The organism is Bradyrhizobium sp. AUGA SZCCT0105, assembly GCF_018129565.1.
In the GTDB taxonomy this organism is placed as follows: Bacteria; Pseudomonadota; Alphaproteobacteria; order Rhizobiales; family Xanthobacteraceae; genus Bradyrhizobium.
Genome location: NZ_JAFCMK010000004.1, coordinates 39,831 through 63,798 on the forward strand (window position 1 = coordinate 39,831; position 23,968 = coordinate 63,798).

Consider the following 23,968-nt stretch of genomic DNA (forward strand, 5'->3'; position numbering starts at 1 on the left):
AATTAGCGTGATCGCGTGCGATCGAGTTCGTCGGCGAACATGGTCTTGATCTGGTCGCCGTCATGCAGCGAGGTGCCAGCATCGGCCACGACGATTTCGCCGACGTCGAGGCCTTCAAGGATTTCAGTCGAGGTGTCGGAGGTCAGCCCGACGCGCACCCTGCGGGTCTCGACCGTGTTGCCCTTCACGACTTGCAGGGTCAGGCGGTCGATCGCGGTGCGCGGCACCGCGACGCCGCAGGAGCGCTTGGCGTCGATATTGGCGCGCGCGAACATGCCGACCTTCAGCGTCGGATTGTTATTGATGGTGATGCGGACGTGCCCGAGCTGGGTGGCGCGGTCGATCTGCGGCGAGATCTGGCGAACCTTGCCGACGATGTCGGGCGCGTCGTCGCGGCTGATCCGGACATTGGCGCCGGGATTGAGCTTCAGGAGCTGGAAGCCCGGCACCTCGGCGTCGAGCTCGATCTCGTTGTTGACGGAGATCTTGAACATCGGCGGAGCCTGCGGCGAGGCCGGCACGCCGGGCGCGGTGCGCACCTCGGTCACGAGGCCGGCGGCCGGCGCGCGCAGCACGATCGGCTTGGCATTGCCCTGCGCCGCCTGCTGCGGCGGCGGGGTCAACCGCGCCAGTTCCTGGTTCTCGGTCACGGTGTCACCCTCGCGGACCAGCACGTCGGTCACCTTGGAGCCGTCCTGGTCGACATTCACCTGCGCCTCGCGGCGCGGCACGATGAAGCCGGTGACGCGGACCATGTCGGAGAAGCAGGCATTGGTCGACTTCGTCACCACGACCAGCGCCTGGCCCGGCGTCTCCTTCTCCTCCGGATGGGAGCGGTGCTCGAACGCGTAATAGGCGACAGCCAGCGCGAGGAACACCACCGTGCCGAGCGCAGGCTTGAGGTATTGGGAGAAATTCATCGCCTGATCAATCCAGAACTTGGCGCGTATCGACAGTGATTGTCTTGGGCGCTCGTCGAAGTCTCATCTCGCCGTCGTATTGTGTGGGCATCGGAAAGGCCGGGGTCCATTGTTCCGGATCATGCCCTGATGTCATGTGAGGCGGGTCACCTGTGGGCCGCTTTGGGCGTTCGCCCTCAAGCAAATGCGCCCCGCCGGGGTGCGGGACGCATTGTAACCTCAAAAAGGGGCCACGCCACCGCCCATCACTTGGAGGCGGTGTCCTTGTTTTCCATGTTCACGACCTGCACGCGCCGGTTGACGTCCGCCATCGGGTGGCTCGGGTCCTTCAGCTTGCTCTTGCCATAGCCGACGGTGACGAGATCGGTGCCGTTGATGCCATATTTGTCGACCAGATAGCGTTTGATGGCGTCGGCGCGGCGCTCCGAGAGGCCCTGATTGTAGTCCTCGCCGCCGGCGGCGTCGGTGTGGCCAGCGACCACGAAGGTCGAGCCCTTCAGGTCCTGATTGGTCAGGGCGCGGCCGAGCGCCTGCACCGACGGCAGCGACTTCGCGCTGATGTCGGCGGAGTTGTAATCGAAGTTGATCTCAAGATCGATCTTCGGCTTGTCCTGGACGATGGTCGCGATTTCCTCGCGCTCAGTCGAGGACAGCGAGCGGGTGGCGCGGCCACGGACGCTCTGCACGAATTTGGCCTGGTCGGCGTTCAGCCTGGGCGAGGTCTGCGGGCCGGCCGAAAGGCCGCGGGTCAGCGGCTTCTTCTCGGGTGTCAACGCCTTGATGATCTGATCCTCGGTGACGTCACCAGCGCGGGCGGTCGCCATGCCGAACCAGAGCATGGCGCCGACGGTCGCGATTGAAAGCATCGCGGCCCTTGCCGACGGCTTGAACATTTCGGTCCCTCCTGCGCCGGCTGGCGCGGTTCCATGCAACGGTTTGGATTGATTGCGGGCATCGCTGCCCGGCACGCACCCTCTGATTAGTCGCGCAATTTCGCCTGGGGTTCGAGCCGCGGGCAGGCCTCGTTCATTTGTCACTGCACGCCGTAGTCGGCGAATTCCTTGACGATGTTCGGGTCCATCGCCTTGGCGTTGGCGATGTCGAGATCGCCTTCCGCGACCGCGCCGCTGCGCTTCTTGGCAAGGCCGCGCCCGTACAGCGACGAGGTCAGCCGCGGGTTGATCTTCAGCGCGGCGTCGAAATCGGCGATGGCGTTCTTGTTCTGCCCGCCCTTCAGGTTCATCAGCCCGCGGCTGTCGAGCGCATCGACGAAATTCGGGCGCAGCCGCAATGCCTCGTTGCAGTCCTTCAGCGCCGCCTGCAGGTCGCCGATCACGGTGCGGACCCAGCAGCGGTTGTTATAGGCCTCGACATCCTTCGGGTTCAGTCGCAGCGAATTGGTGAAATCCTTCACCGCGAGGTCGTACGCGCCCTTGCTGGCAAAGACCTGGCCGCGGCGATACAGCGCAGCCGCGTCATCCGGGTTCTTGTCGAGCTTTTCGTTCAGGCCCTTGATCGTCGGATCGTCCGCGAGCACGGGCGAATTGCTCGGAGCCGGGGTGGGCTGGATCACCACCGGCGGCGGAGGCGCGGGTGGCGGCAGCGCGATCTCGGGCGCTTTTGGCGGGGGCGGGGGTGCCGCCGGCGCTGTCGCGACCGGTGGTTTCGGCGGCGCTGGTGGCGGCGTCGGCGCGGTTGCAGCCGGAGGCGTCGGTGTCGGCTTCGGCGTTGCAGCGGGCGGGGCCGGCGGAGGTGCAACTGGCGGTGCCGTTGCCACCTCGGTCGACGGCGACGCGGCAGGCGCGGGCGCTGCGCTCGACGGTCCCGGCGCGCCGCCTGGAATGGCCGCGCCGCCTGGTGTGGCTGCGGCGCTTGGCGTGGCTGCGCCGCCCGGACTGAACGAGAAATCCTCGGCCAGCGACGACGATATCCACGGCACCTGTTCCTGCCGCGAGGCCCGGGTGACGCCGACGCGGGTGCGGTTCAGCGTTTCCTCCGCCATCAGGTCGGGGGTGCGGATCTCCTTCAGCAATTCCCGCACGAACAGGCTGCGGTCGCTGCCATTGTCCGAGACCACGGACGACAGCGCGGCCGAATACATCACCAACGTACCGTTGGGGGCGATCACCGGGGCGAGCCCGGCCGAGAAGCTGCGAAAGCGGCGCTCGAACGGGTTGCGCCGTGAGGCGTCGACCAGGGCGATCTTGACCCCGGCGCCGCGGCTGTTGATCTCGCCGAGCACGGTCTCGAGGCTGAAGCCGTCGCGGCGAACGTCGGCCTCGGCCCAGATCTGGGCATCGATCGGGATCATGTAGCTCTGCCGGTTCGACTGGATGCCGTAACCCGAGAAGAAGATCAGCGCGACCGAGCCGGGCTTGATCTTGCCATAGAGCCGGTCGAAGGCGCGGCGCATGCCGTCGCCGGTCAGGTTCTCGCCGACCTCGACGGTGAAGCCGTCGCGCTTGAGCTCGTCGGCGACGTCACGCGCGTCGTTAACCGGCTCCTTCAGCGGTGCGTCGGCGTCGGGATATTTGGCATTGCCGATGACCAGCGCGAAACGATCGCCGGCGGCGACGGACAGGGTGGGCGACGCGATTGAAAAAATCAGCGTGGCGAGCAAGGCAAGGCGGATTTTCATAATCGCAGCAAATCCAGATCGCGGCATTGTAATGAAATGGCGCCGCTTTCGGCCTGCGCCCCGGGGACCTTACTCTAGCGAAAAACCATTATCAAACCACGGTCAAACCCCCGTCAACGGCTTGCTGCACCATCGCTGATCGCGGCGGCAGGAGCGAGGCCGCAGTGCAGCAGCCGCGATCATGGCGGCCATCGCCTCCGTGGCATGGTGCAGGTTCCTGCGACCGGATAATGTGATTCCATTCACAGAGGCCGCGGCCGTCCCGTCATGCGCTCGTCGCACTTCGCGCGGTTTGACCTTTGCGCGAGGCGATGGCTTTGTGGTCGGGACGCCAAGCCAATCAAGAACAACCCGTTCAAACAAGGTCTGCCAACAAGAGCGAAACCGATGGGAAACGCCTACGAAATCTACGCCCTGCGCTATGCGACGATGTCGCCGCGCACGCCTCACCTCAACTTCCTGGTGCCCGATCCGCATGATACCACGGCGCAGGATCTCGATTATTTCGTCTGGCTCATCCGCGGTCACGGCCGCGATATCCTGGTCGACACCGGCTTCAACGCCGAGGAGGCCAAGGCGCGCGCCCGCAAGCTGACGCTCAACCCGGTCGATGCGCTGGCCGGCTTCGGCGTCAGCGCCGATGCGATCCGCGACGTCATCGTGACCCATCTGCATTATGACCACGCCGGCAATCTGGATCGCTTCCCGAACGCCAAATTCCATCTGCAGGAACGCGAGATGAGCTACGCGACCGGCCGCTGCATGTGCAACGGCATGCTGCGCCATCCGTTCTCCATCGAGCACGTCACCCAGATGGTGCGCCACGTCTATGGCGAGCGCGTCACCTTCCATTCCGGTGACGGCGAGATCGCGCCCGGCGTCACCGTGCATCGCGTCGGCGGCCATTCCGACGGCCTGCAGGTGGTGCGGGTCGAGACCGCGCGCGGCCCGGTCGTGCTGGCGTCGGACGCCGCGCATTATTATGCGAACCTGCACAAGCGTAGCCCGTTCCCGATCGTCTACAATGTCGGCGACATGGCGCAGGGCTGGGAGACCGTCGAGCGGCTTGCCGGTCATCCCGACCGCTTCATCCCGGGCCACGATCCGATCGTCAGCGAGATCTATCCGCGCGCCAGCGACAAGGTCGATGCGTTCGCGCTGCATCTGGCGCCGTCGCGATCGTTCGTGAAGTAGCCTCGCCGATATGGGCGCGGCGTATGCACAACACCTCAAGAAGCGTCAAAAAGAAGAAGCGATATGACTGAATACGAGACTCTCGGATTCATCGGCCTCGGCGTGATGGGTGAGCCGATTTGCCGCAACCTGGTCAAGAAGAGCGGCAAGCGCGTCGTGGTGTTCGACCTCGCGGCTGAGCCGCTGCAACGGCTGCGCGCTGACGGCGCCGATGTGGCTGAAACGGTCGCCGACGTCGTCAGGCAGAGCGATGTGCTGTTCCTCTGCCTGCCGAGCGCCAAGCATGTACGCGCGGTGTTCGAAGGCGACGGCATCCTGAAGAACATCAGAAGCGGCCAGGTCGTGGTCGATCTCGGCACGTCGTCGGTCAGCCAGACCCGCGACTTCGCCAAGCAGCTACAGGCCAAGGGCGCGGCCTGGGCCGACGCGCCGATCGCGCGTACCCGGCAGGCGGCGCAGGACGGCACGCTCAGCGTGATGGTCGGCGCGGTGCCCGCGCTCTACGCCGCGATCGAGCCCCTGATCCGCTGCTTTGCTACCGACGTCACCAATTGCGGCGATGTCGGCGCCGGGCAGGTGACCAAGATCCTCAACAACATGGTGTTGTTCGAGACTGTGAACGCGCTTGCCGAGGCCGTCGCGGTAGCGAAGCACAATGGCGTCGATCCGAAACTGCTGCTGGAAACCCTGTCGAAGGGCTCGGCCGACAGCTTTGCGCTGCGCAACCACGGCATGAAGGCGATCGTGCCCGGCGTGTTTCCCGAGCGCGCGTTCTCGACCGAATATGCGCTGAAGGATCTGTCCTACGTGCTGGAGCTCGCCGCCGACGCCGGCATCAAGATCCGCGGCGCGGAGCTGATCGGCACGGTGCTGCAGGAAGCGATCGACAAGGGATCGGGGGATAATTATTTCCCTGTGATCGCGAAGCATATCGGCGGGGCGTAGTGCAATATTTCACGCCGGCATTGCGCGCGTAATCCCATCACCGTCATGCTGAGGAGGCCGCGCAGCGGCCGTCTCGAAGCACGACGGCCCGACTGTGGCCGTGCATCCTTCGAGGCTCGCTCCGCTCGCACCTCAGGATGACGGGTTTGAAAGCTATGCTCGTGTTGTGCTGGGACGCCAGCCAACTCCGGCGTCGTCCTGGCGAAAGCCAGGACCCATAACCACAAATGTCCCTTGTTGGGCTCGCTGGAACGACGAGTCCCGTTCACAACACCGGCCGCGGAGTATGGGTCCTGGCTTTCGCCAGGACGACAACGGAGTGTGAGGCTAATACACCTCCTTCGCGTCGGCCTCTTCGCTGGTCTGCACCAGCTCGAGGCTGGTCTCGACCTTGCCGAGCAGGCGTGCGAGATCGCGGCGCTCCTGTGCGGACAGGCAGGACAGGATCTCCTGCTCCTTGCGCAGCAGGCGCGGGATCAGCTCTTCGTAGAGTGCCTGGCCCTTTTTGGTCAGGCGCAGGCGGAACTCGCGGCGGTCGTCGGCGTTCTCGACGCGCTCGACGATCTCGCGCTCCATCAGCGCCGACACCGCGCGGCTGATGGTGGATTTATGCGTGCGGGTGCAATGCGCGATGTATTGCGCGCTGCAGGGATCGCTGCGGAAACCCAGCGTGGCGAGCACGCGCCATTCCGGAATGTCGAGGCCGTAGCGCACCTGATATTCGCTCGACAGCGCCGAGGACACCTCGGCCGCCAGCCGGTTCAGGCGGAACGGCATGAAGTGGAAGAGGTCGAGGCGCTTCTTGGTTGGCGCGACATTGTCGCGCGCGTCCGCTTCCACGGCGCTGCGCGGCCGGGCTGGAGGCTGGCTTGCAGAGGTCCTGGCCAAAAATTCCTCCAATTTGAGTTGACGGCGGGTCCGACTGGGAGTTTAAGATAGTTGCAAGTGAGACTAATTTAGCAAGGTCGCGCCCGGCCCGCAAGGTCCCGGTCGCAAACCGGTCACACAAGCCGCAGCCCGAGCCACAAAAAAGGGCCGGCGGCACCAGGGAACATCCAGGGTCAGGCAATCAGGGTCACGCAATGGCACCAGCCAATACGGCACAGGCCAAAACCCAGTTCGGCTATCGCCGTCATCCCGACCAGGATCGCTCGGGCGCCAACGTCGCGGAGCATCCGGTCGTGGTGGTCGGCGCCGGGCCGGTGGGATTGTCGCTCGCGATCGATCTCGCGCAGCGCGGCCAGCGCGTGGTGCTGCTCGACGATGCCGACCGGATCGGCGAAGGCTCGCGCGCGATCTGCTTCTCGAAGCGCTCGCTGGAATTCTGGGATCGCCTCGGGGTCGGCGACCGCATGGTCGAGAAGGGGGTGGTGTGGAGCGTCGGCAAGATCTTCCATGGCGCCTCGCAGCTCTACCAGTTCAATCTGCTGCCCGAGGAGGGCCATAAGCGGCCCGCCTTCATCAACCTGCAGCAGTTCTACGCCGAGGCCTATCTGGTCGACCGGGTCGAGCAGCTGCCTGAAATCGACCTGCGCTGGCGCAACAAGGTGATCGCGCTGGAAAGCCGCAACGATGGCGTCGCTTTGACGATCGCTACGCCTGAGGGCGCGTACCAGGTGCACGCCTCCTTCGTCGTCGCCTGCGACGGCGCGCGCTCCTCGCTGCGGCAGATGGTCGGTGCGGACTTTGCGGGGCAGGTGTTCGAGGACCAGTTCCTGATCGCCGACGTCAAGATGACCGCCGCATTCCCGACCGAGCGCTGGTTCTGGTTCGATCCGCCGTTCCACGCCGGACGCTCGGCGCTGCTGCACAAGCAGCCGGACGATATCTGGCGGATCGATCTGCAGCTCAATCCGGATGCCGATCCGGTGGCCGAGAAGCAGCCCGAGAACGTGCGGCCGCGGATCGAGCGCATGCTCGGGCACGACAAGTTCGAGTTCGAATGGATATCGCTGTACAAGTTCCAGTGCCGGCGGATGGCCAAGTTCATCCACGGCCGCGTGATCTTCGCCGGCGATTCCGCACATCAGGTCTCGCCGTTCGGCGCGCGCGGCGCCAATTCCGGGCTCGAGGACGCCGAGAATCTGTCGTGGAAGCTCGATCGCGTGCTGCGTCGGCTGTCGCCGGAGGGCTTGCTCGAGACCTATCACATCGAGCGCAGTGCGGCGGCGGACGAGAACATCCGCGAATCCACCCGCTCGACCGATTTCATGGCACCGGTGACCCGGCAGGAGGCGCGGCTGCGCGAAGCGGTGCTGTCGCTCGCCAAGGATACCGAGTTCGGCAAGCGCATGGTCAATGGCGGCCGGCTGTCGGTGCCGTCGGTCTATGACACGCCGCTGTCGAGCGGCGATCGCGACAGCTGGCGCGGCGGCCCGCGGCCGGGCGCGTCGATGCTGGACGCGCCGGTGACCGAGCAGGGCGGCGGTTCCAGCTATCTGACTGACGTTTTCATCAGGCAGGGAACGCGTTTCACGCTGCTGGAGTTTGGTAATGGCGTAGCGGCCGATGTCCCTGACGGCGTCGGCACCATCCGGGTTGGCGGCGAGGGCGGGTTGGTCGACGCGCAGGGCCTCGCCGGCAAGCGCTACGATGCCGAGCCCGGCACCGCCTATCTGCTGCGGCCGGATGGTTACGTCGCGGCGCGCTTCCGGAACGCAGAACGGCCGGGACTCGATGCAGCGCTGGCGCGCGCATCCGGCCTGAACTGAGGATTTTGCGATGGCGCTGTCGACCAGTTCGAACTTCGCTAGTCCCGATGACGCCTTCCGCGCCATCGTCGAGGCGCATCGCGGCCTCACCGAGGCGCAGAGCGCCGATCTCGATGCCGCGCTGGTTCTGGTACTCGCCAACCATATCGGCGATCTCGTCGTACTGCGCGAGGCGATCGCGCTCGCGAAGCGGCGGACGCTGGACGCGAGCCAGCAGCAACAACAGCAACAACAATAGCACTGATCAAACGGACAGGATTGAACTGATGGCCAAAGGTTTTGCATCGACCACGGATCTCACGGAGAAGAAGGTCACCTTCTCCGAGATCGGAACCGATCTCTACGCCTTCACCGCCGAGGGCGATCCCAACACCGCCGTCATCGTCGGCGACGACGGCTGCCTGGTGTTCGACGCGCAGGCAACGCCCGCGATGGCCAACAAGGTGATCGAGCGGGTCAAGACCGTCACCGACAAGCCGATCAAATATGTCGTGCTATCGCATTATCACGCGGTGCGCGTGCTCGGCGCCTCCGCCTATCACGCACAGGGCATCGTCGCCTCGCAGGAGACGTACCGGCTGATCCAGGAGCGCGGCCAGCAGGATTGGGATTCCGAGTACGGCCGCTTCCCGCGGCTGTTTCAGGACGCGGCGAGCATTCCCGGACTGACCTGGCCGACGCTGACCTTCGAAGGCGAGATGTCGGTCTATCTCGGCAAGCGCGAGGTCCGGCTGATGCAGCTCGGCGCCGGCCACACTTCGGGCGATATCGTCGCCTGGGTGCCGGATGCCGAGGTGATGTTCTCCGGCGACCTGATCGAGTATCACTCGGCCTGCTATTGCGGCGATGCGCATCTGCGCGAATGGCCGATGACCTTGAACGAGATCCGCGCCTTCAATCCGAAGGCGATCGCGCCGGGCCGCGGCGATGCGCTGAAGGGCCTCGAGACCGGGCGCGATGCGATTGCGATGACCCGCGATTTCGTCACCACGCTCTATGGTGCCGCCGAATCCTCCGTCGCCAAGGGCCGCAGCCTGAAGGAATCGATGGCGGCGACGCGCGAGGTGATGGATCCGAAATTCTCGAAATTTGCGATCTACGAGCACTGCCTGCCGTTCAACGTTTCGCGCGCCTATGACGAAGCGTCCGGGATCGACGATCCCGTGATCTGGACCGACAAGCGTGACCAGGAAATGTGGGCCGCCCTGCAAGGAGGATAGCGATGAACATCAATACCTCGCCTGACCAGATCGTTCGCAGCTCGGGGCAAGTCACGCCGGGCTACATGTCCGGTTTCGGCAACAGCTTTGAGACCGAAGCGTTGCCCGGCGCGCTGCCGATGGGGCGCAACTCGCCGCAGCGCTGCGCCTACGGGCTCTATGCCGAACAACTGTCGGGCTCGCCGTTCACGGCGCCGCGCGGCACCAATGAGCGCTCCTGGCTCTACCGCATCCGCCCGTCGGTGCGGCACTCCGGCCGTTTCGCCAAGGCCGATGCGGGGCTGTGGCGCACCGCGCCGTGTCACGAATACGATATGCCGATCGCGCAACTGCGCTGGGATCCGGCGCCGATCCCCAAGGAGGACATGACCTTCCTGCAGGGCGTGCAGACCATGACCACGGCCGGCGATGCCAACACGCAGGCCGGCATGGCGGCGCACATCTATCTCATCACCAAATCGATGGTCGATCAGCATTTCTACAATGCCGATGGCGAGATGATGTTCGTGCTGCAGAAGGGCAATCTGCGCCTCGTCACCGAGTTCGGCCGCATCGATGCCGAGCCGGGCGAGATCGTCGTGATCCCGCGCGGCGTCAAATTCCGCGTCGAGATTCCGAATGGACCTGCGCGCGGTTATCTCTGCGAGAACTACGGCGGCGCCTTCACGCTGCCGGAGCGCGGCCCGATCGGGGCCAACTGCCTGGCCAATTCGCGCGATTTCCTGACGCCGGTCGCGAGCTATGAGGACAAGGACACCCCGACCGAGCTCTACGTGAAGTGGGGCGGCGCGCTGTTCAAGACCACGTTGCCGCATTCGCCGATCGACGTGGTCGCCTGGCACGGCAATTACGCACCGTACAAATACGACCTGCGCACCTTCTCGCCGGTCGGCGCGATCGCGTTCGATCATCCGGATCCGTCGATCTTCACGGTGCTGACCTCGCCGTCGGAGACCGCCGGCACCGCGAACATCGACTTCGTGATCTTCCCGGAGCGCTGGATGGTGGCCGACAACACCTTCCGCCCGCCGTGGTACCACATGAACATCATGTCGGAGTTCATGGGGCTGATCTACGGCGTCTACGACGCCAAGCCGCAAGGCTTCGTGCCCGGCGGCATCTCGCTGCACAACATGATGCTGCCGCACGGCCCCGACCGCGAAGCCTTCGAGCACGCCAGCAACAGCGAGCTGAAACCGGTGAAGCTGACCGGCACGATGGCCTTCATGTTCGAGACCCGTTACCCCCAGCGCGTGACGCAGCACGCCGCGACGTCGTCGACGCTGCAGGACGACTACTCGGATTGCTGGAAGGGGTTGGAGAAGAAGTTCGACCCGAACAAGCCGTAAACACAACTCCCCGTCATTCCGGGGCGCGCGCAAGCGCGAGCCCGGAATCCATAACCACGATAATGAGTATGGATTCCGGGCCTGGCCCTTCGGGCCATCCCGGAATGACGACCGATAGATCGTAGCAAAATCGGCAGGAAGCCATGCCCCACCCCAACGACCCAAAACTCCGCTCCTTCGTCGACGTCGCTCCCACCTCGGACTTTCCGATCCAGAACCTGCCCTATGGCGTGTTCTCGTCGAAGGATGGCCTTGCGCCGCGCGTCGGCGTTGCGATCGGCGACTACGTGCTTGACCTCTGGGAGCTCGAGCAGGACTCGCGGCTCGATGTCGGGCCGCTCGGCGCGTTCTCGCAGCCGTCACTCAACGCCTTCATGGCGCTCGGGCCGAAGGTGTGGTCGGCGACGCGGGCGCGGATCAGCGAACTGCTGCGCGCCGATCATCCGGAGTTGCGCGACAACAGGGAGTTGCGGGCGCGGACGCTGGTGCCGATGGCGGACGTCCGGCTGCACATGCCGTTTGCCGTCTCGGGCTATACCGATTTCTATTCGTCGAAGGAGCACGCCACCAATGTCGGCGTCATGTTCCGCGGCAAGGACAATGCGTTGCAGCCGAACTGGCTGTACATGCCGATCGGCTACAACGGCCGCGCCTCGACGGTGGTGGTGAGTGGCACCAAGGTGCGGCGGCCGCGCGGCCAGCTGAAGCCGCCGACCGCTGACGTGCCGAGCTTCGGCGCCTGCAAGCGGCTCGACTTCGAGCTCGAGATGGGCGTCGTGGTTGGCCAGGCGTCAGCGATGGGCGAGATGATCACCGAGAAGCAGGCCGAGGAGATGATCTTCGGCTTCGTCATCCTCAACGACTGGAGCGCGCGCGATATCCAGCAGTGGGAATATGTGCCGCTCGGGCCGTTCCAGGCCAAGGCGTTCGCGACCTCGATCAGCCCGTGGGTGGTGACGCGCGAGGCGCTGGAGCCGTTCCGCATGCAGGGCCCGGCGCAGCAGCCGGAGCCGCTGGCTTATCTCAAGCAGGCGCAGCCGAACAATTACGACTTGCAGCTCGACGTCGCGCTGCGCGCCGGTGCGATGAACGAAGCGAAGACGATCTGCAGCACCAACTTCAAATACATGTACTGGTCGTCGGTGCAGCAGCTGGTCCACCACGCCTCCAGCGGCTGCGCGATGAATGTCGGCGATCTCTTAGGCAGCGGCACGATCTCCGGTCCTGAAAAGGATCAGCGCGGCAGCCTCCTGGAAATTAGCTGGAACGGCACCGAGCCGGTCGAGCTTGGCAGCGGCGTGACGCGCTCGTTCCTCGAAAATGGCGACTCGCTTGTCATGCGCGGCTGGTGCCAGGGCGACGGCTATCGTGTCGGCTTTGGCGAGGTCGAAGGCACGATCGTCGCGGCGGAGTAAGTTGTTTCTCCGTCATTGCGAGGAGCGAAGCGACGAAGCAATCCACCTATCCCCGCACGGAGAGGGTGGATTGCTTCGCTTCGCTCGCAATGACGAGAGGAAACTCACCGCTCCTCCGGCCTGACATCCCTCAGCCGCGCCGTATTGGCCGCGCAGTCCTCGAGGCTGTATTTCAGATGCACCCGCTTGTCCGACGGCGGCTGGTTCACGGTGCAGACACCCGCCCGCCACGGCTTGGCCGGGCGGATCGGCCGCGGTGCAAAGCCGCCGCCGCAGTTCGGGCAGACATTGCCGAGCTTGGTCTCGGCGCAGTCCGCGCAGAACGTGCATTCGTATGAGCAGATCCGCGCGTCCAGCGCGCTCGGTGGCAGGTCCTTGTCGCAATATTCGCAGTTCGGTCGCAGCTGCAGCGCCATGGTCGTCTCTCTTGCGGAATGTTGGAGGAATGATCGCAAATCGGGCGGGGAAAGCGAATGACGGATTTCCCTCGATTTGCGCCAGTCAGGTCGGCAACGATTTCAGCGGCAGCTTGGTGCTCTCCTTCAGGCGGTCGAGCACGATCGATGAGCGCACATGCGCCACGCTCTGGTGCGGCATCAGCACGTTGTTGACGATGTCGGACAGGCTCTTGAGGTCGCGCAGCATCACCTTCAGCACGTAATCGGCATCGCCGGTCAGCGCATAGGCTTCCTGGATGTCATCGACGCGGTTGACCAGCTCGCGAAACCGCTTGGCGTTGTCGGGCGAATGGGTCGCGAGCGTGATGTGGATGAAGGCGATCAGGCCGAAGCCGAGCGCCTCGCCAGCGAGATCGGCGTGGTAGCCGGAAATCACCTTCTCCTCCTCCAGCCGCATCCGCCGCCGCGAGCATTGCGAGGCGGAGAGGCCGACCAGGTCGGCGAGCTGCTGGTTGGTCAGCCGGCCGTCGTCCTGCAACGCGGCGAGCATTTTGAGGTCGAAGGCATCGACGTCAGGCATGCGTAAAATGTCCATATCATGCACGGATCGTGCGCGATTCTAGCAAATCAGGGGCTATTTTGCACGCACGTTGCGCAGCAGGTGACGGAAACTGATCTCCAGACAAATCAGGGAGTTTCCGTCATGGGTCCGTTTCCGCACGATGCGCCGCCGGCCGAAATCAGCACTGAGAACCCGATGGGCACCGACGGCTTCGAGTTCGTCGAATATGCCCACCCCAACCCCGGCGAGCTCCACGCATTGTTCAAGCTGATGGGCTTTGTCGCGGTCGCCCGCCACAAGACCAAGAAGATCACGGTCTATCGCCAGGGCGACATCAACTATCTCGTCAATGAGGAGCCCGGCACCCACGGCTTCAATTTCGTCGCCGCGCACGGTCCCTGCGCGCCGTCGATGGCGTTCCGTGTCGTCGATGCGAAGCAGGCCTATGAGCGCGCGATCGCGCTCGGCGCCGAGCCGGCAGATGTGCCGTCCGCCGAGAAGACGCTCGATGTGCCCGCGATCAAGGGCATCGGTGGCAGCCTGCTGTATTTCGTCGACCGCTACGGCGCCAAGGGTTCGGCCTATGATGCCGAGTTCGAGTGGTTAGGGGCGGAGAATCCGCGTCCCGCAGGCTCGGGCCTTTATTACATCGATCACCTCACCCACAACGTCCATCGCGGCCGCATGGATGTCTGGACCGGCTTCTATGCCAAGCTGTTCAACTTCCGCCAGATCCGCTTCTTCGACATCGAGGGCCGCGCATCCGGCCTGTTCTCGCGCGCGCTGACCAGCCCGGACGGCAAGATCCGGATTCCGATCAACGAGGACGCCGGCGATTCCGGGCAGATCGAGGAATATCTCAACATCTATCACGGCGAGGGCATCCAGCACATCGCCTGCGGCGCGCGCGATATCTATGCGACGGTCGAGACGTTGCGCGCGGACGGCCTGCCGTTCATGCCGTCGCCGCCCGAGACCTATTTCGAGCGGATCGATGCCCGCCTGCCGCAGCATGGCGAGGACGTCGCGCGGCTCAAGACCAACGGCATCCTGATCGACGGCGAGGGCGTGGTCGACGGCGGCCAGACCAAGGTGCTGCTGCAGATCTTCTCGGCGAACGCGATCGGGCCGATCTTCTTCGAGTTCATCCAGCGCAAGGGCGACGACGGTTTTGGTGAAGGCAACTTCAAGGCGCTGTTCGAATCGATCGAGGAAGACCAGATCCGCCGCGGCGTGCTCAAGGTCGATTACGCCGCGTGAAGACGTCGTAGGAGTGCGACGTTAGCGCACAGCCAACAGGTGTCGTCCCTGCGAAAGCAGGGACCCATAACCACAGGATTGGATTGTTGAGGGCGCCGCGGCTCCAACGACGCCTGATAACTGCCATTCGTGGTTATGGGTCCCGGGTCGCGCTGCGCTTGCCCGGGACGACAGGGAGGTTTATTTCCCCGCCTTCCACGCGCTGGTCACGTCGCCAATGCTTGCCAGCTCCGGCTCGCGGATCGCCGACGGCGTGCGCGAGAAGCGCGGCGCGGGGGCGGGCTGGGTGACGCCGTGGCGCTCGACGAACACCTGACGCGCCGCCATGTGCGGATGCTTCGGTGCCTCTTCCATGGTCAGGATCGGCGCGAAGCAGATGTCGGTGCCTTCCATGATTGTGCACCAGTCCGCGCGCGACTTGCTCTTGAACACCTTGGTCAGCTTCTCCTTCAGCGCCGGCCAGGCCTTGCGGTCCATCTGGGCGTCGAAGTCGGCGTCGGTCAGGTCGGCATGCTTGCGCAGCAGCGCGTAGAACTGCGGTTCGATCGAGCCGATCGAGATGAAGTTGCCGCAGGAACATTCGTAGACGCCGTAGAAATGCGCGCCGCCGTCCAAGAAGTTCTGGTCGCGGCCGCCGCTCCAGCGGCCCTGTGCGTGCATGTCGTAGAACATCGACATCAGCGAGGCCGCGCCGTCGCACATCGCGGTGTCGACCACCTGGCCCTTGCCGGACTTCTGCGCTTCCAGCAGCGCGGCGAGCACGCCGACCACGAGATAGAGCGCACCGCCGCCGAAATCGCCGACCAGGTTGAGCGGCGGCACCGGCTTCTCCTTGGTGCCGATCGCAGCCAGTGCACCGGTGATCGAGATGTAGTTGATGTCGTGGCCGGCGGCGTTCGCCAGCGGGCCTTCCTGGCCCCAGCCGGTCATGCGGCCGAAGACCAGCTTCGGATTGCGCGCGAGCACGACGTCCGGGCCGAGACCGAGGCGCTCCATCACGCCGGGGCGAAAGCCTTCGATCAGCGCATCGGCATGGCTGAGCAGGTCGAGCACTTCAGCGATCGCCGCCTTGTTCTTGAGGTCGAGCTCGATGACCTTGCGGCCGCGGGTTGCCACCGCCTTCAAATTCTTGCCGGCGCCGACCCGATCGAGGGTGATGACCTCGGCGCCCATGTCGGCGAGCAGCATGCAGGCGAACGGGCCGGGGCCGATGCCGGCGAATTCGACGATGCGGAAGCCGGCGAGCGGGCCCGAGGTGCGAGCGGCGGTTTGGGAGGCGGGTTTATCGAGCACGTTGTTATCCGTTCGTTGTGGGGCGTTAAGCGGCTGAGGTGCTTACGGCTGGCTTGGTGCCGAATGTCATGCGTTCCCCCAGCCGTCCGTGGGACGGTATTTTTAATTAGCTGATTAGCTAAATTGTCTCGCCGAACGCGCGATGAGGCAAGCGTCTTTTGCCCCGAAGCGCCGGTAAAACGAGGCGCCGGTAAAACGCGAACGGCGCGCATCGCTGCGCGCCGCCGCTCGACTTGTGTTTAGGCGCTATCAGCCGGCGGCAGTCACCGCCCGCTGTCCCATCACCTTCACCAGGTTCGCGCGGTAATCCGCCGAGCCGTGGATATCGGCGAGCAGGCCGCTCGCCGGGATCGTGACGCTGTCGAGCGCCGAAGCTGCCCAATTCGCCTTCAGCGCCTGCTCGATCGGCCCCACCCGCATGACGCCGCTTTGCGATGCACCGGTCGCGGTGACGCGGACGTCACCCGACTTGGTCTTGGCGACGAACACGCCAGTCAGGGCGAAGCGCGAGGCCGGGTTCGGAAACTTGGCATAACCCGCCTTGGCCGGGATCGGGAACGCGACCTGCGTGATGATCTCACCATCCTCTAGTGCCGTCGTGAACAGGCCCTTGAAGAAATCATCCGCCGCGATCGACCGCTTGTTGGTCTTGATCGTCGCGCCGAGTGCCAGCACCGCCGCCGGATAGTCCGCCGCCGGATCGTTGTTGGCGAGCGAGCCGCCGATCGTGCCGCGATAGCGCACGGCGGGATCGCCGATCATCGACGCCAGATTGGCAAGCGCCGGGATCGCCTTCTGCACGGCGTCGCTTTGCGCCACGTCATAATGCGTGGTCGCGGCCTTGATGGTGACGGTGTCGCCGGACACGTCGATGCCGATCATGTCCTTGATCTTGGCGACGTCGATCACATCGGATGGCGCCGCAAGGCGCTGCTTCATCACGGGGAGCAAGGTCTGTCCGCCGGACAGGAACTTGGACTCCTTGCCCTTGCCGAATTGCGCCACGGCATCGTCGATCGAGGAAGCACGGTGATAATTTGTCTCGTACATGGCTCTTCCTCCCTCAGCCGTGAATGGCGTGCCAGACGCGATCGGGCGTCGCCGGCATTTCCAGCTTGTTGTTGCCGATGGCGTCCGTGATCGCGTTGATCACGGCAGCGGAAGCACCGATCGCGCCGGCTTCGCCGCAGCCCTTGACGCCGAGCGGGTTGCCCGGACACAGCGTCGTGGTGTGGGAGAGCTGGAACGACGGCAGGTCGTCGGCGCGCGGCATGGTGTAGTCCATGAACGACGCGGTCACGAGCTGACCGGTATCGTCATAGACCGCGCCCTCGAGCAGCGCCTGGCCGATGCCCTGCGCAAGGCCGCCATGGACCTGGCCCTCGACAATCATCGGGTTGATCAGCCGGCCGAAATCGTCGGCTGCGACGAAGTCGACGAAGGTGGTCTTGCCGGTGCCGGGATCGACCTCGAGCTCGCAGATATAGGCGCCGGCCGGGAAGGTGAAGTTGGTCGGGTCGTAGAACGCCGTCTCCTTCAGGCCGGGCTCCATGCCGTCGGGCAGGTTGTGCGCGGTGTAGGCTGCGAGCGCGACCATCGGCAGCGCGATCGCCTTGTCGGTGCCGGTGACCTTGAACTCGCCGTTCTCGATCACGATGTCGCTCTCGGACGCTTCGAGCGCATGCGCCGCGATCTTCTTGGCCTTGGCTTCCACCTTCTCCATCGCCTTCACGATCGCCGCACCGCCGACCGCGATCGAGCGCGAGCCGTAAGTGCCCATGCCGAACTGCACCTTGTCGGTGTCGCCATGGACGATTGAGACCTGGCTGATCGGCACGCCGAGCCGCTCCGCGATGATCTGGCAGAATGTCGTCTCGTGGCCCTGGCCGTGGCTGTGCGAGCCGGTGAGCACCTCGATGGTGCCGACCGGATTGACGCGGATCTCCGCCGATTCCCACAGACCGACGCCGGCCCCGAGACTGCCGACGGCCTTCGACGGCGCGATGCCGCAGGCCTCGATGTAGCAGGAGACGCCGATGCCGCGCAGCTTGCCACTGGCTTTCGCCTTGGCCTTGCGGGCCGGGAAGCCGGCATAGTCGATCGCCTTCATCGCCGCATCGATCGAGGCGTGGAAGTCGCCGACATCATACGCCATGATCACAGGCGTCTGATACGGGAACGCGTTGATGAAGTTCTTTTTGCGCAGCTCGGTCGGATCGACTTTCAATTGCCGCGCCGCGGTCTCCATCATCCGCTCGAGCAGATAGCTCGCCTCGGGACGGCCGGCGCCTCGATAGGCGTCGACCGGTGTGGTGTTGGTGTAGACGCCGATCACCTCGGCGTAGATCGCCGGGATCACATACTGGCCCGACAGCAGGGTCGCGTAGAGATATGTCGGCACCGCCGAGGAGAACAGCGACATATAGGCGCCGAAATTGGCGTGGGTCTTCACCCGCAGGCCAAGGATCTTGTTGTCCTTGTCGAACGCCATCTCCGCCTTCGAGACATGGTCGCGGCCATGCGCGTCGGTCAGGAAGGCCTCCGAACGGTCGCCGGTCCACTTCACCGGGCGATTGACCTTCTTCGACGCCCACAGCGCCACCATCTCTTCCGGATAGATGTAGATCTTGGAGCCGAAGCCGCCGCCGACATCGGGTGCGATCACGCGGAGCTTGTGCTCGGGCGCGATGTTGTAGAACGCCGACAGCACGAGGCGGGCGACGTGCGGATTCTGCGAGGTCGTGTAGAGCGTGTAGTGCTCTTCGGCCTGGTCATATTGTGCGATCGCCGCGCGCGGCTCCATCGCGTTCGGCACCAGGCGGTTGTTGGTGAGCTCGAGCGTCACCACATTGGCGGCCTTGCTGAAGGCGTCGCCGACCGCGGCTTCGTCACCGATGTGCCAGTCATAGACGATGTTGCCGGGGGCTTCGGGATGCAGTTGCGGCGCGCCCGACTTGATCGCGGCCCTGACGTCGGCAACCGCGGGAAGCTCTTCGTAGTCGACGACGACGGCTTCGGCCGCGTCCTTGGCCTGGTTCTTGGTCTCGGCGATCACGACCGCGACCGCCTGTCCGACAAAGCGCACGGTTTCCGGCGCCATCGCCGGCCACGCGCCCATTTTCATAGGCGAGCCGTCTTTCGAGGTGATGGCCCAGCCGCAGATCAGATTGCCGACCTTGTCGTCGACGATCTGCTGTCCGGTCAGCACCGCGATCACGCCGGGCATCTTCATGGCCTCGGCGGAGTTGATGCCCTTGACCTTGGCATGTGCGTGCGGGCTGCGGATGAAGTGAGCGTAGCTCATGCCCACCATTTTGACGTCGTCGACGTAACGTCCCTGGCCGGTAATGAACCGGCGATCTTCCTTGCGCACGACGCGTGCGCCAATTCCTTCAACACCCATAGTCTAGTCCTCCCGACGGAGATTCGATTTGCCGCCGTTTCCATCGAGACCGGCGGTGATGAGCTTGATTCGTGTGTACTGCGTGGGCCGGCTATTCGGCGGCCTGCGCGACCTTCATGCGGCCGGCTGCGTCGAGCACCGCCTTGACGATGTTGTGGTAGCCGGTGCAGCGGCAGATGTTGCCTTCGAGCTCGTGGCGGACCGTTTCCTCGTCGAGCTTGCCGCCATGGCGGTGCACGATATCGACCGCGGACATGATCATGCCGGGGGTGCAATAGCCGCACTGCAGGCCGTGATTGTCGCGGAACGCCGCCTGCATCGGGTGCAGCTCGTCGCCCTTGGCGAGGCCTTCGATCGTGGTGACGTTGGAGCCGGCCGCCTGGCCGGCCAGCATGGTGCAGGATTTGACCGCCCGTCCGTCGACATGGACGACGCAGGCGCCGCACTGGCTGGTATCGCAGCCGACATGGGTGCCGGTGAGGTTGAGGTTTTCGCGCAAGAGATGCACGAGGAGGGTTCGGTCCTCGACGTCGACCGAAACCGCCCTGCCGTTTACCGTCAGTTTGACTGTAGACACGCGTTTCTCCCAATAGCTTCGTTATAGGCCCAGTAGACCACGCTTCATATGGGACGTAACCGCGATCAAAGTCGTAGGTGCGGCCCCGTCATGAAGGCGCCGGGCAGTGCCTGCAATCCTAGCAGGCAGCCGTTCAATGAGCAATTTGCAAGCTGCCGGGAGCATGCTCCGGCGCGGTGAAATCACCCCGCAGTGCAAGCGGTTTTCGGGCGGATCAATGCTGCCTGCGGCGCGCCAAAATCGCCGCCGCGATTGCTACTACCTTCCGCCTATAACGACGCAATAGCGTTGCTGTCATTTTCATCGCCGACGCAGCGACAGAAGATCGCTGGTTCATGAAATTGGGTATCGATCCGCGCACGCGATGCATCCATCGCGGCAACGAAACCATATTGGAGGAAGCCAATGAAGCTGAGGAGCGGGATTTTCTTTGCCGGTGTGTCGCTGGTCGCCATGGTGATGGCAAGCATTGGCGCGTCGAAAGCCAATGATTCCGTGGTGAAGGCGGCGTCCGATCCGAACGGATGGGCAATCGCCGGCCACGACTACGGCAATACACGCTTCAGCCCCCTGAAGCAGATCAATTCCGAGAACGCCGGCAAGCTGCAGCTGGTCTACTCGCTGTCGCTGGCCTCGCTGCGCTCCAATGAGTCGTCGCCGGTCGTGATCGGCAAGACGATGTATGTGTCGACGTCGTGGGGTCCGAAATACGTCTATGCCATCGATGCCGCGACCGGCGCGCGCAAATGGACCTGGCAGCCCGATATTCCGGATGATGTGCTTCAATACGCCTGCTGCGACGTCAACAGCCGCGGCGTGTCCTACGCCGACGGCAAGATCTTCGTCGGCCGGCTCGACGGCAAGCTGACCGCGCTCGACGCCGAGACCGGCAAGGAGCTCTGGACCTCGAAGGTGGTCGACTACAAGCAGGGCTCGGTCATCACCTCCCCGCCGCTCATCGTCCGCGACAAGGTCATCACCGGCTTCGGTGGCGGCGAATATGGCGTCCGCGGCTCGTTGCAGGCCTTCTCGGTCAATGACGGCAAGCTGCTCTGGCAGACCTACACGGTGCCGGCGCCCGGCGAACCCGGCAGCGACACCTGGAAGGGCGACACCGGGCTGCATGGCGGCGGCGCCGCCTGGCTGGTCGGCTCCTACGACGCCAAGTCCGACACGGTCTATTGGGGTACCAGCAATCCGGGACCGTGGAATACCGGCGTGCGCTCCACCGGCGACGGCAATTTCGGCAAGCTGACCAACCTCTACACGGCCTCGACGCTGGCGATCGATCCCAACACCGGCAAGATCAAGTGGCACATCCAGGGCACGCCGGCCGACGCCTGGGATTATGACGGCGTCAACGAACTGTTGCTCACCGACCTCAAGATCAAGGGCACCGAGACGCCGGTTCTGATGAAGGCGGATCGCAACGGCTTCTTCTTCGTGGCAAACCGCGAGACCGGCAAGATGATCTCGGCCGAGAAGTATGTCTTCGCCAACTGGGCCAAGAAGTGGGACATCAACACGATGCGGGCGGAGGAGGATCCGGACAAGCGCCCGGGCCCCGGCCACCCCGCCAAGGACATCTGCCCGAACCTGATCGGCGGCAAGAACTGGCAGCCGATGTCGTTCAACCCGCAGACCGGCCTCGTCTACATCCCGAGCAACAACGTCTGCATGGACTGGTCGGTCTCTGACGTGAACTACAAGCGCGGCGTGTTCTATCTCGGCGCCGAATTCCCGACCAAGGCGGGCCCCGGCGGCTTCCTCGGCGAGCTCGTGGCCTGGGATCCGATCGCCAACAAGAAGGTGTGGAGCATCAAGGAAGACCTGCCCTTCAACGGCGGCACGCTGACGACGGGCGGCAATTTGGTGTTCTCCGGCAATCTGCACGGCGACTTCCGCGCCATCGATGCCAAGAACGGCAAGGTGCTGTGGAGTAAGAACCTCGGCAGTGGCATCGGCGCCGGTCCGGTGACCTACTCGGTCGACGGCAAGCAGTATGTCGCGATCGTGGTCGGACGTACCGCGGCGCTGCCGGCCTTCCTCGGCGATATCGGCAAGAAGATGGTCGCCGCAGCGCCCGAAGGCGGCTCGCTGTTCGTGTTCGCCCTGCAGTAAACGATCGTCTAGGAGGCAGCATTGTCCATGTCCTGCATCGCCCGAAACGAACTGCGCACCCCCTCGCGCAACACGCGGTTGGAACATGCAATCCGGACCGTGCTGCTCTCCGCCCTGCTGATGGTGCCGGCCCTGGCGGCCGGCGCCGACGAGACAAAACCGCCGCTGCGGCTCTGCGCCGACCCGACCAACCTGCCGTTCTCGAGCGACGACGCGGGCAAGCCCGGCCTCTATCTCGAGATCGGCCAGGCGGTGGCGCAAAAGCTCGGCCGTACGGTGAGCACCAATTGGTACAAGTCCTATTTCGGCAAGCGCACCGTGCGGGAGACGCTGCTCAGCAAGCAGTGCGACGCCATGGTCGGCCTGCCGCTGATCGACGATTTCATGGGCCCGGCGGTGATCTTCTCGAAGCCGATCGCCCACGAAGGCTACGCGATGGTCGGCGCCAGGGATCGCAAACTGGCCGGCATCGACGACCTCAAGGGATTGCGGGTTGCGGTGCAGTATCAATCGACGCCGCAGAATCTGCTGGCGCTGCGTGACGACATCGTGAAGGTCACCGTGCTCAGCCCGGAGGAGGGCATGGCGGCCCTCGAACAGGGCAAAGTTGATATCGCCTTCATCTGGGCGCCGGTGGCGGGTTGGCTCAACAAGACCAGCTACGGCGACAAGTACCAGATCGTGTCGACCGAGGGTGACGGCCTGCTCTGGCCGACCGCGATCGGCTTCGCCAAGGCGTCCGGCGCGTTGCGCGATGAAGTCGACGGCGTGCTGCCGTCGCTGCAGCCGGAGATTTCCGCCCTGTTTGCCAAGTATGGCGTGCCCAACGGCGCGCCGGTGAAGTTCGGCCAGGCAACCCCGGCGGCGACGTCGTCCATTGGGGCCAGCGAACCCGTCACGGTCGGGCAGGCGGCTGCGGCCGAGAAACCGGTCCAGACCGCCGCGACCGCCGGAGATGCCAAAGGCGACGCCACCGCGGGGCGGGAGGTCTTCAACGGCACCTGCGCCCATTGCCATGGTCCGGACGCGGTGCAGGCCGAGCGAAAGATCGATCTCAGGCTGCTGAAGCAGCGCTATGCTGACGACATGGAATCGACATTCTGGAAGACGGTCCATGACGGGCGGCCAGCCAAGGGCATGCCGTCCTGGAAGGACGTCTTCAGCGACGACGAGCTCAGAAACGTGTATGTCTATCTGCAGAGTGTGCAGGATACCGGCGGGTCGAACTAGCCGCCGCCATTGGCGAATAGCAGTGCGAGGGTCCTCATGATGGGGTTCCTGATCATCGACGATCACCCCCTGTTTGGCGAGGCGCTTGGCAACGCCATCCGCATCTCGCATCCCGATGCCCGGATCTACGAGGCCACCTCGATCAAGGGGGCCCTCGGCATCCTCGCCAGCGAACCGAATATCGATCTCGCGCTGCTCGATCTGCTGCTGCCCGACGTGGTCGGCTTCTCCGGCTTCCAGAAGATCAGAGATCGCTATCCCAGGCTGCCGATCGCCATCGTTTCCAGTGAAGAGGACAAGCATACGATCCGCGAGGCGCTGGAGATGGGTGCGGTCGGCTATCTGCCGAAATCGACCTCGCTCGGCGAGCTGTCGCAGGCGATCGCGCGCGTGCTGAGCGGATCGGTCTCGGCGCCGCGAGATTTCGTCGCGGTCGGCGCGCTGGAGCAGTCCGAGACGGCGCGGACGCTGCGCGAGCGGATCCAGAAGCTGACGCCGCAGCAGATCCGCGTGCTTCACCTGATCATCCGCGGTCTGCAGAACCGCGAAATTGCCACTGAGCTCAAGCTCGCGGAATCCACCGTGAAGGCGCATGTGACCGAGATCCTGCGCAAGCTGAAGCTGTTCAGCCGCAACAAGGCGATCATCGAGCTCGGCAAGATTCCGCTTCCCGTCCTCGAAGCCAGCTCGGGTGCGAAGGCAGAGAAGGCGCCCTAGGTTTGCTGCGCTGCA

General features: G+C 64.5%; 20 protein-coding genes and 1 pseudogene. 11 read left to right on the plus strand and 10 right to left on the minus strand.

The features are described 5' to 3' along the window. Window positions 1-2: 2 nt before the first annotated feature. The 3 genes from JQ573_RS19840 to JQ573_RS19850 all read right to left on the minus strand — a co-directional run bounded on the left by JQ573_RS19840 (window position 3) and on the right by JQ573_RS19850 (window position 3,558). The gene (locus JQ573_RS19840; protein ID WP_212316572.1) at window positions 3-920 is read right to left on the minus strand and encodes an efflux RND transporter periplasmic adaptor subunit; all 918 of its coding nucleotides are present in this window, start codon (window positions 918-920) and stop codon (window positions 3-5) included. Between the two features lie 245 nt (window positions 921-1,165). Continuing rightward, window positions 1,166-1,813 carry an OmpA family protein gene (locus JQ573_RS19845; RefSeq protein ID WP_212316574.1) on the minus strand — a complete coding sequence of 216 codons (648 nt, stop codon included), beginning with the start codon at window positions 1,811-1,813 and terminating at the stop codon, window positions 1,166-1,168. A 140-nt stretch (window positions 1,814-1,953) separates the two neighbouring features. Next, complete coding sequence (locus tag JQ573_RS19850) at window positions 1,954-3,558, minus strand: caspase family protein (protein ID WP_212316576.1); 1,605 nt, start codon at window positions 3,556-3,558, stop codon at window positions 1,954-1,956. Between the two features lie 387 nt (window positions 3,559-3,945). On the opposite strand from JQ573_RS19850, the gene JQ573_RS19855 reads away from it, so the two are divergent. Further along, the gene (locus tag JQ573_RS19855) at window positions 3,946-4,752 is read left to right on the plus strand and encodes an N-acyl homoserine lactonase family protein (RefSeq protein WP_212316577.1); all 807 of its coding nucleotides are present in this window, start codon (window positions 3,946-3,948) and stop codon (window positions 4,750-4,752) included. Window positions 4,753-4,812: 60 nt separating this feature from the next. Continuing rightward, window positions 4,813-5,697 (plus strand): annotated as a pseudogene (locus tag JQ573_RS19860) (NAD(P)-dependent oxidoreductase); the annotation flags it as partial. A gap of 327 nt (window positions 5,698-6,024) precedes the next feature. Here JQ573_RS19860 and JQ573_RS19865 read toward each other — a convergent pair. Then, window positions 6,025-6,585, minus strand: a complete 561-nt coding sequence (locus JQ573_RS19865; protein ID WP_409334689.1) for a MarR family winged helix-turn-helix transcriptional regulator — start codon at window positions 6,583-6,585, stop codon at window positions 6,025-6,027. 194 nt (window positions 6,586-6,779) lie between these two features. On the opposite strand from JQ573_RS19865, the gene JQ573_RS19870 reads away from it, so the two are divergent. The 5 genes from JQ573_RS19870 to fahA all read left to right on the plus strand — a co-directional run bounded on the left by JQ573_RS19870 (window position 6,780) and on the right by fahA (window position 12,392). Then, complete coding sequence (locus JQ573_RS19870; RefSeq protein ID WP_212316579.1) at window positions 6,780-8,408, plus strand: FAD-dependent oxidoreductase; 1,629 nt, start codon at window positions 6,780-6,782, stop codon at window positions 8,406-8,408. 10 nt (window positions 8,409-8,418) lie between these two features. After that, window positions 8,419-8,646: a DUF2783 domain-containing protein gene (locus JQ573_RS19875; RefSeq protein WP_212316580.1), complete on the plus strand. Its 228-nt coding sequence runs from the start codon at window positions 8,419-8,421 to the stop codon at window positions 8,644-8,646. Between the two features lie 28 nt (window positions 8,647-8,674). Beyond that, window positions 8,675-9,628, plus strand: a complete 954-nt coding sequence (locus JQ573_RS19880) for an MBL fold metallo-hydrolase (protein WP_212316581.1) — start codon at window positions 8,675-8,677, stop codon at window positions 9,626-9,628. Between the two features lie 2 nt (window positions 9,629-9,630). Then, window positions 9,631-10,977, plus strand: coding sequence for a homogentisate 1,2-dioxygenase (hmgA, locus tag JQ573_RS19885; protein WP_212316582.1), 1,347 nt, complete (start codon window positions 9,631-9,633; stop codon window positions 10,975-10,977). 143 nt (window positions 10,978-11,120) lie between these two features. Next, window positions 11,121-12,392 (plus strand): fumarylacetoacetase, encoded by a 1,272-nt coding sequence (fahA, locus tag JQ573_RS19890; protein WP_212316583.1) that lies wholly within the window; start codon window positions 11,121-11,123, stop codon window positions 12,390-12,392. 104 nt (window positions 12,393-12,496) lie between these two features. Here fahA and JQ573_RS19895 read toward each other — a convergent pair whose 3' ends face one another. Together JQ573_RS19895 and JQ573_RS19900 are read right to left on the minus strand one after the other, a co-directional pair. Then, complete coding sequence (locus tag JQ573_RS19895) at window positions 12,497-12,808, minus strand: DUF1272 domain-containing protein (protein ID WP_212316584.1); 312 nt, start codon at window positions 12,806-12,808, stop codon at window positions 12,497-12,499. Between the two features lie 85 nt (window positions 12,809-12,893). Beyond that, window positions 12,894-13,370 (minus strand): Lrp/AsnC family transcriptional regulator, encoded by a 477-nt coding sequence (locus JQ573_RS19900; RefSeq protein WP_212316585.1) that lies wholly within the window; start codon window positions 13,368-13,370, stop codon window positions 12,894-12,896. 123 nt (window positions 13,371-13,493) lie between these two features. Here JQ573_RS19900 and hppD point away from each other — a divergent pair, with 123 nt between their 5' ends. After that, on the plus strand, window positions 13,494-14,612 hold the full coding sequence (gene hppD, locus JQ573_RS19905) for a 4-hydroxyphenylpyruvate dioxygenase (RefSeq protein ID WP_212316587.1): 1,119 nt from the start codon (window positions 13,494-13,496) through the stop codon (window positions 14,610-14,612). A 180-nt stretch (window positions 14,613-14,792) separates the two neighbouring features. Here hppD and JQ573_RS19910 read toward each other — a convergent pair whose 3' ends face one another. From JQ573_RS19910 to JQ573_RS19925, 4 genes are all read right to left on the minus strand, one after another. Then, window positions 14,793-15,905, minus strand: coding sequence for a CaiB/BaiF CoA-transferase family protein (locus tag JQ573_RS19910; RefSeq protein ID WP_212316589.1), 1,113 nt, complete (start codon window positions 15,903-15,905; stop codon window positions 14,793-14,795). A 249-nt stretch (window positions 15,906-16,154) separates the two neighbouring features. Next, on the minus strand, window positions 16,155-16,955 hold the full coding sequence (locus JQ573_RS19915) for a xanthine dehydrogenase family protein subunit M (RefSeq protein WP_212316590.1): 801 nt from the start codon (window positions 16,953-16,955) through the stop codon (window positions 16,155-16,157). A gap of 13 nt (window positions 16,956-16,968) precedes the next feature. Then, on the minus strand, window positions 16,969-19,308 hold the full coding sequence (locus JQ573_RS19920; protein ID WP_212316591.1) for a xanthine dehydrogenase family protein molybdopterin-binding subunit: 2,340 nt from the start codon (window positions 19,306-19,308) through the stop codon (window positions 16,969-16,971). A 91-nt stretch (window positions 19,309-19,399) separates the two neighbouring features. Beyond that, window positions 19,400-19,885 carry a (2Fe-2S)-binding protein gene (locus tag JQ573_RS19925; protein ID WP_097675807.1) on the minus strand — a complete coding sequence of 162 codons (486 nt, stop codon included), beginning with the start codon at window positions 19,883-19,885 and terminating at the stop codon, window positions 19,400-19,402. Window positions 19,886-20,290: 405 nt separating this feature from the next. Here JQ573_RS19925 and JQ573_RS19930 point away from each other — a divergent pair, with 405 nt between their 5' ends. From JQ573_RS19930 to JQ573_RS19940, 3 genes are read left to right on the plus strand one after another with little or no spacing between them, the layout of a single operon-like run. Further along, complete coding sequence (locus JQ573_RS19930; RefSeq protein WP_249132024.1) at window positions 20,291-22,006, plus strand: PQQ-dependent dehydrogenase, methanol/ethanol family; 1,716 nt, start codon at window positions 20,291-20,293, stop codon at window positions 22,004-22,006. Window positions 22,007-22,033: 27 nt separating this feature from the next. Next, on the plus strand, window positions 22,034-23,236 hold the full coding sequence (locus JQ573_RS19935) for a c-type cytochrome (RefSeq protein ID WP_312011595.1): 1,203 nt from the start codon (window positions 22,034-22,036) through the stop codon (window positions 23,234-23,236). Window positions 23,237-23,272: 36 nt separating this feature from the next. Then, window positions 23,273-23,953 (plus strand): response regulator transcription factor, encoded by a 681-nt coding sequence (locus JQ573_RS19940; protein ID WP_212316593.1) that lies wholly within the window; start codon window positions 23,273-23,275, stop codon window positions 23,951-23,953. Window positions 23,954-23,968: the final 15 nt, after the last annotated feature.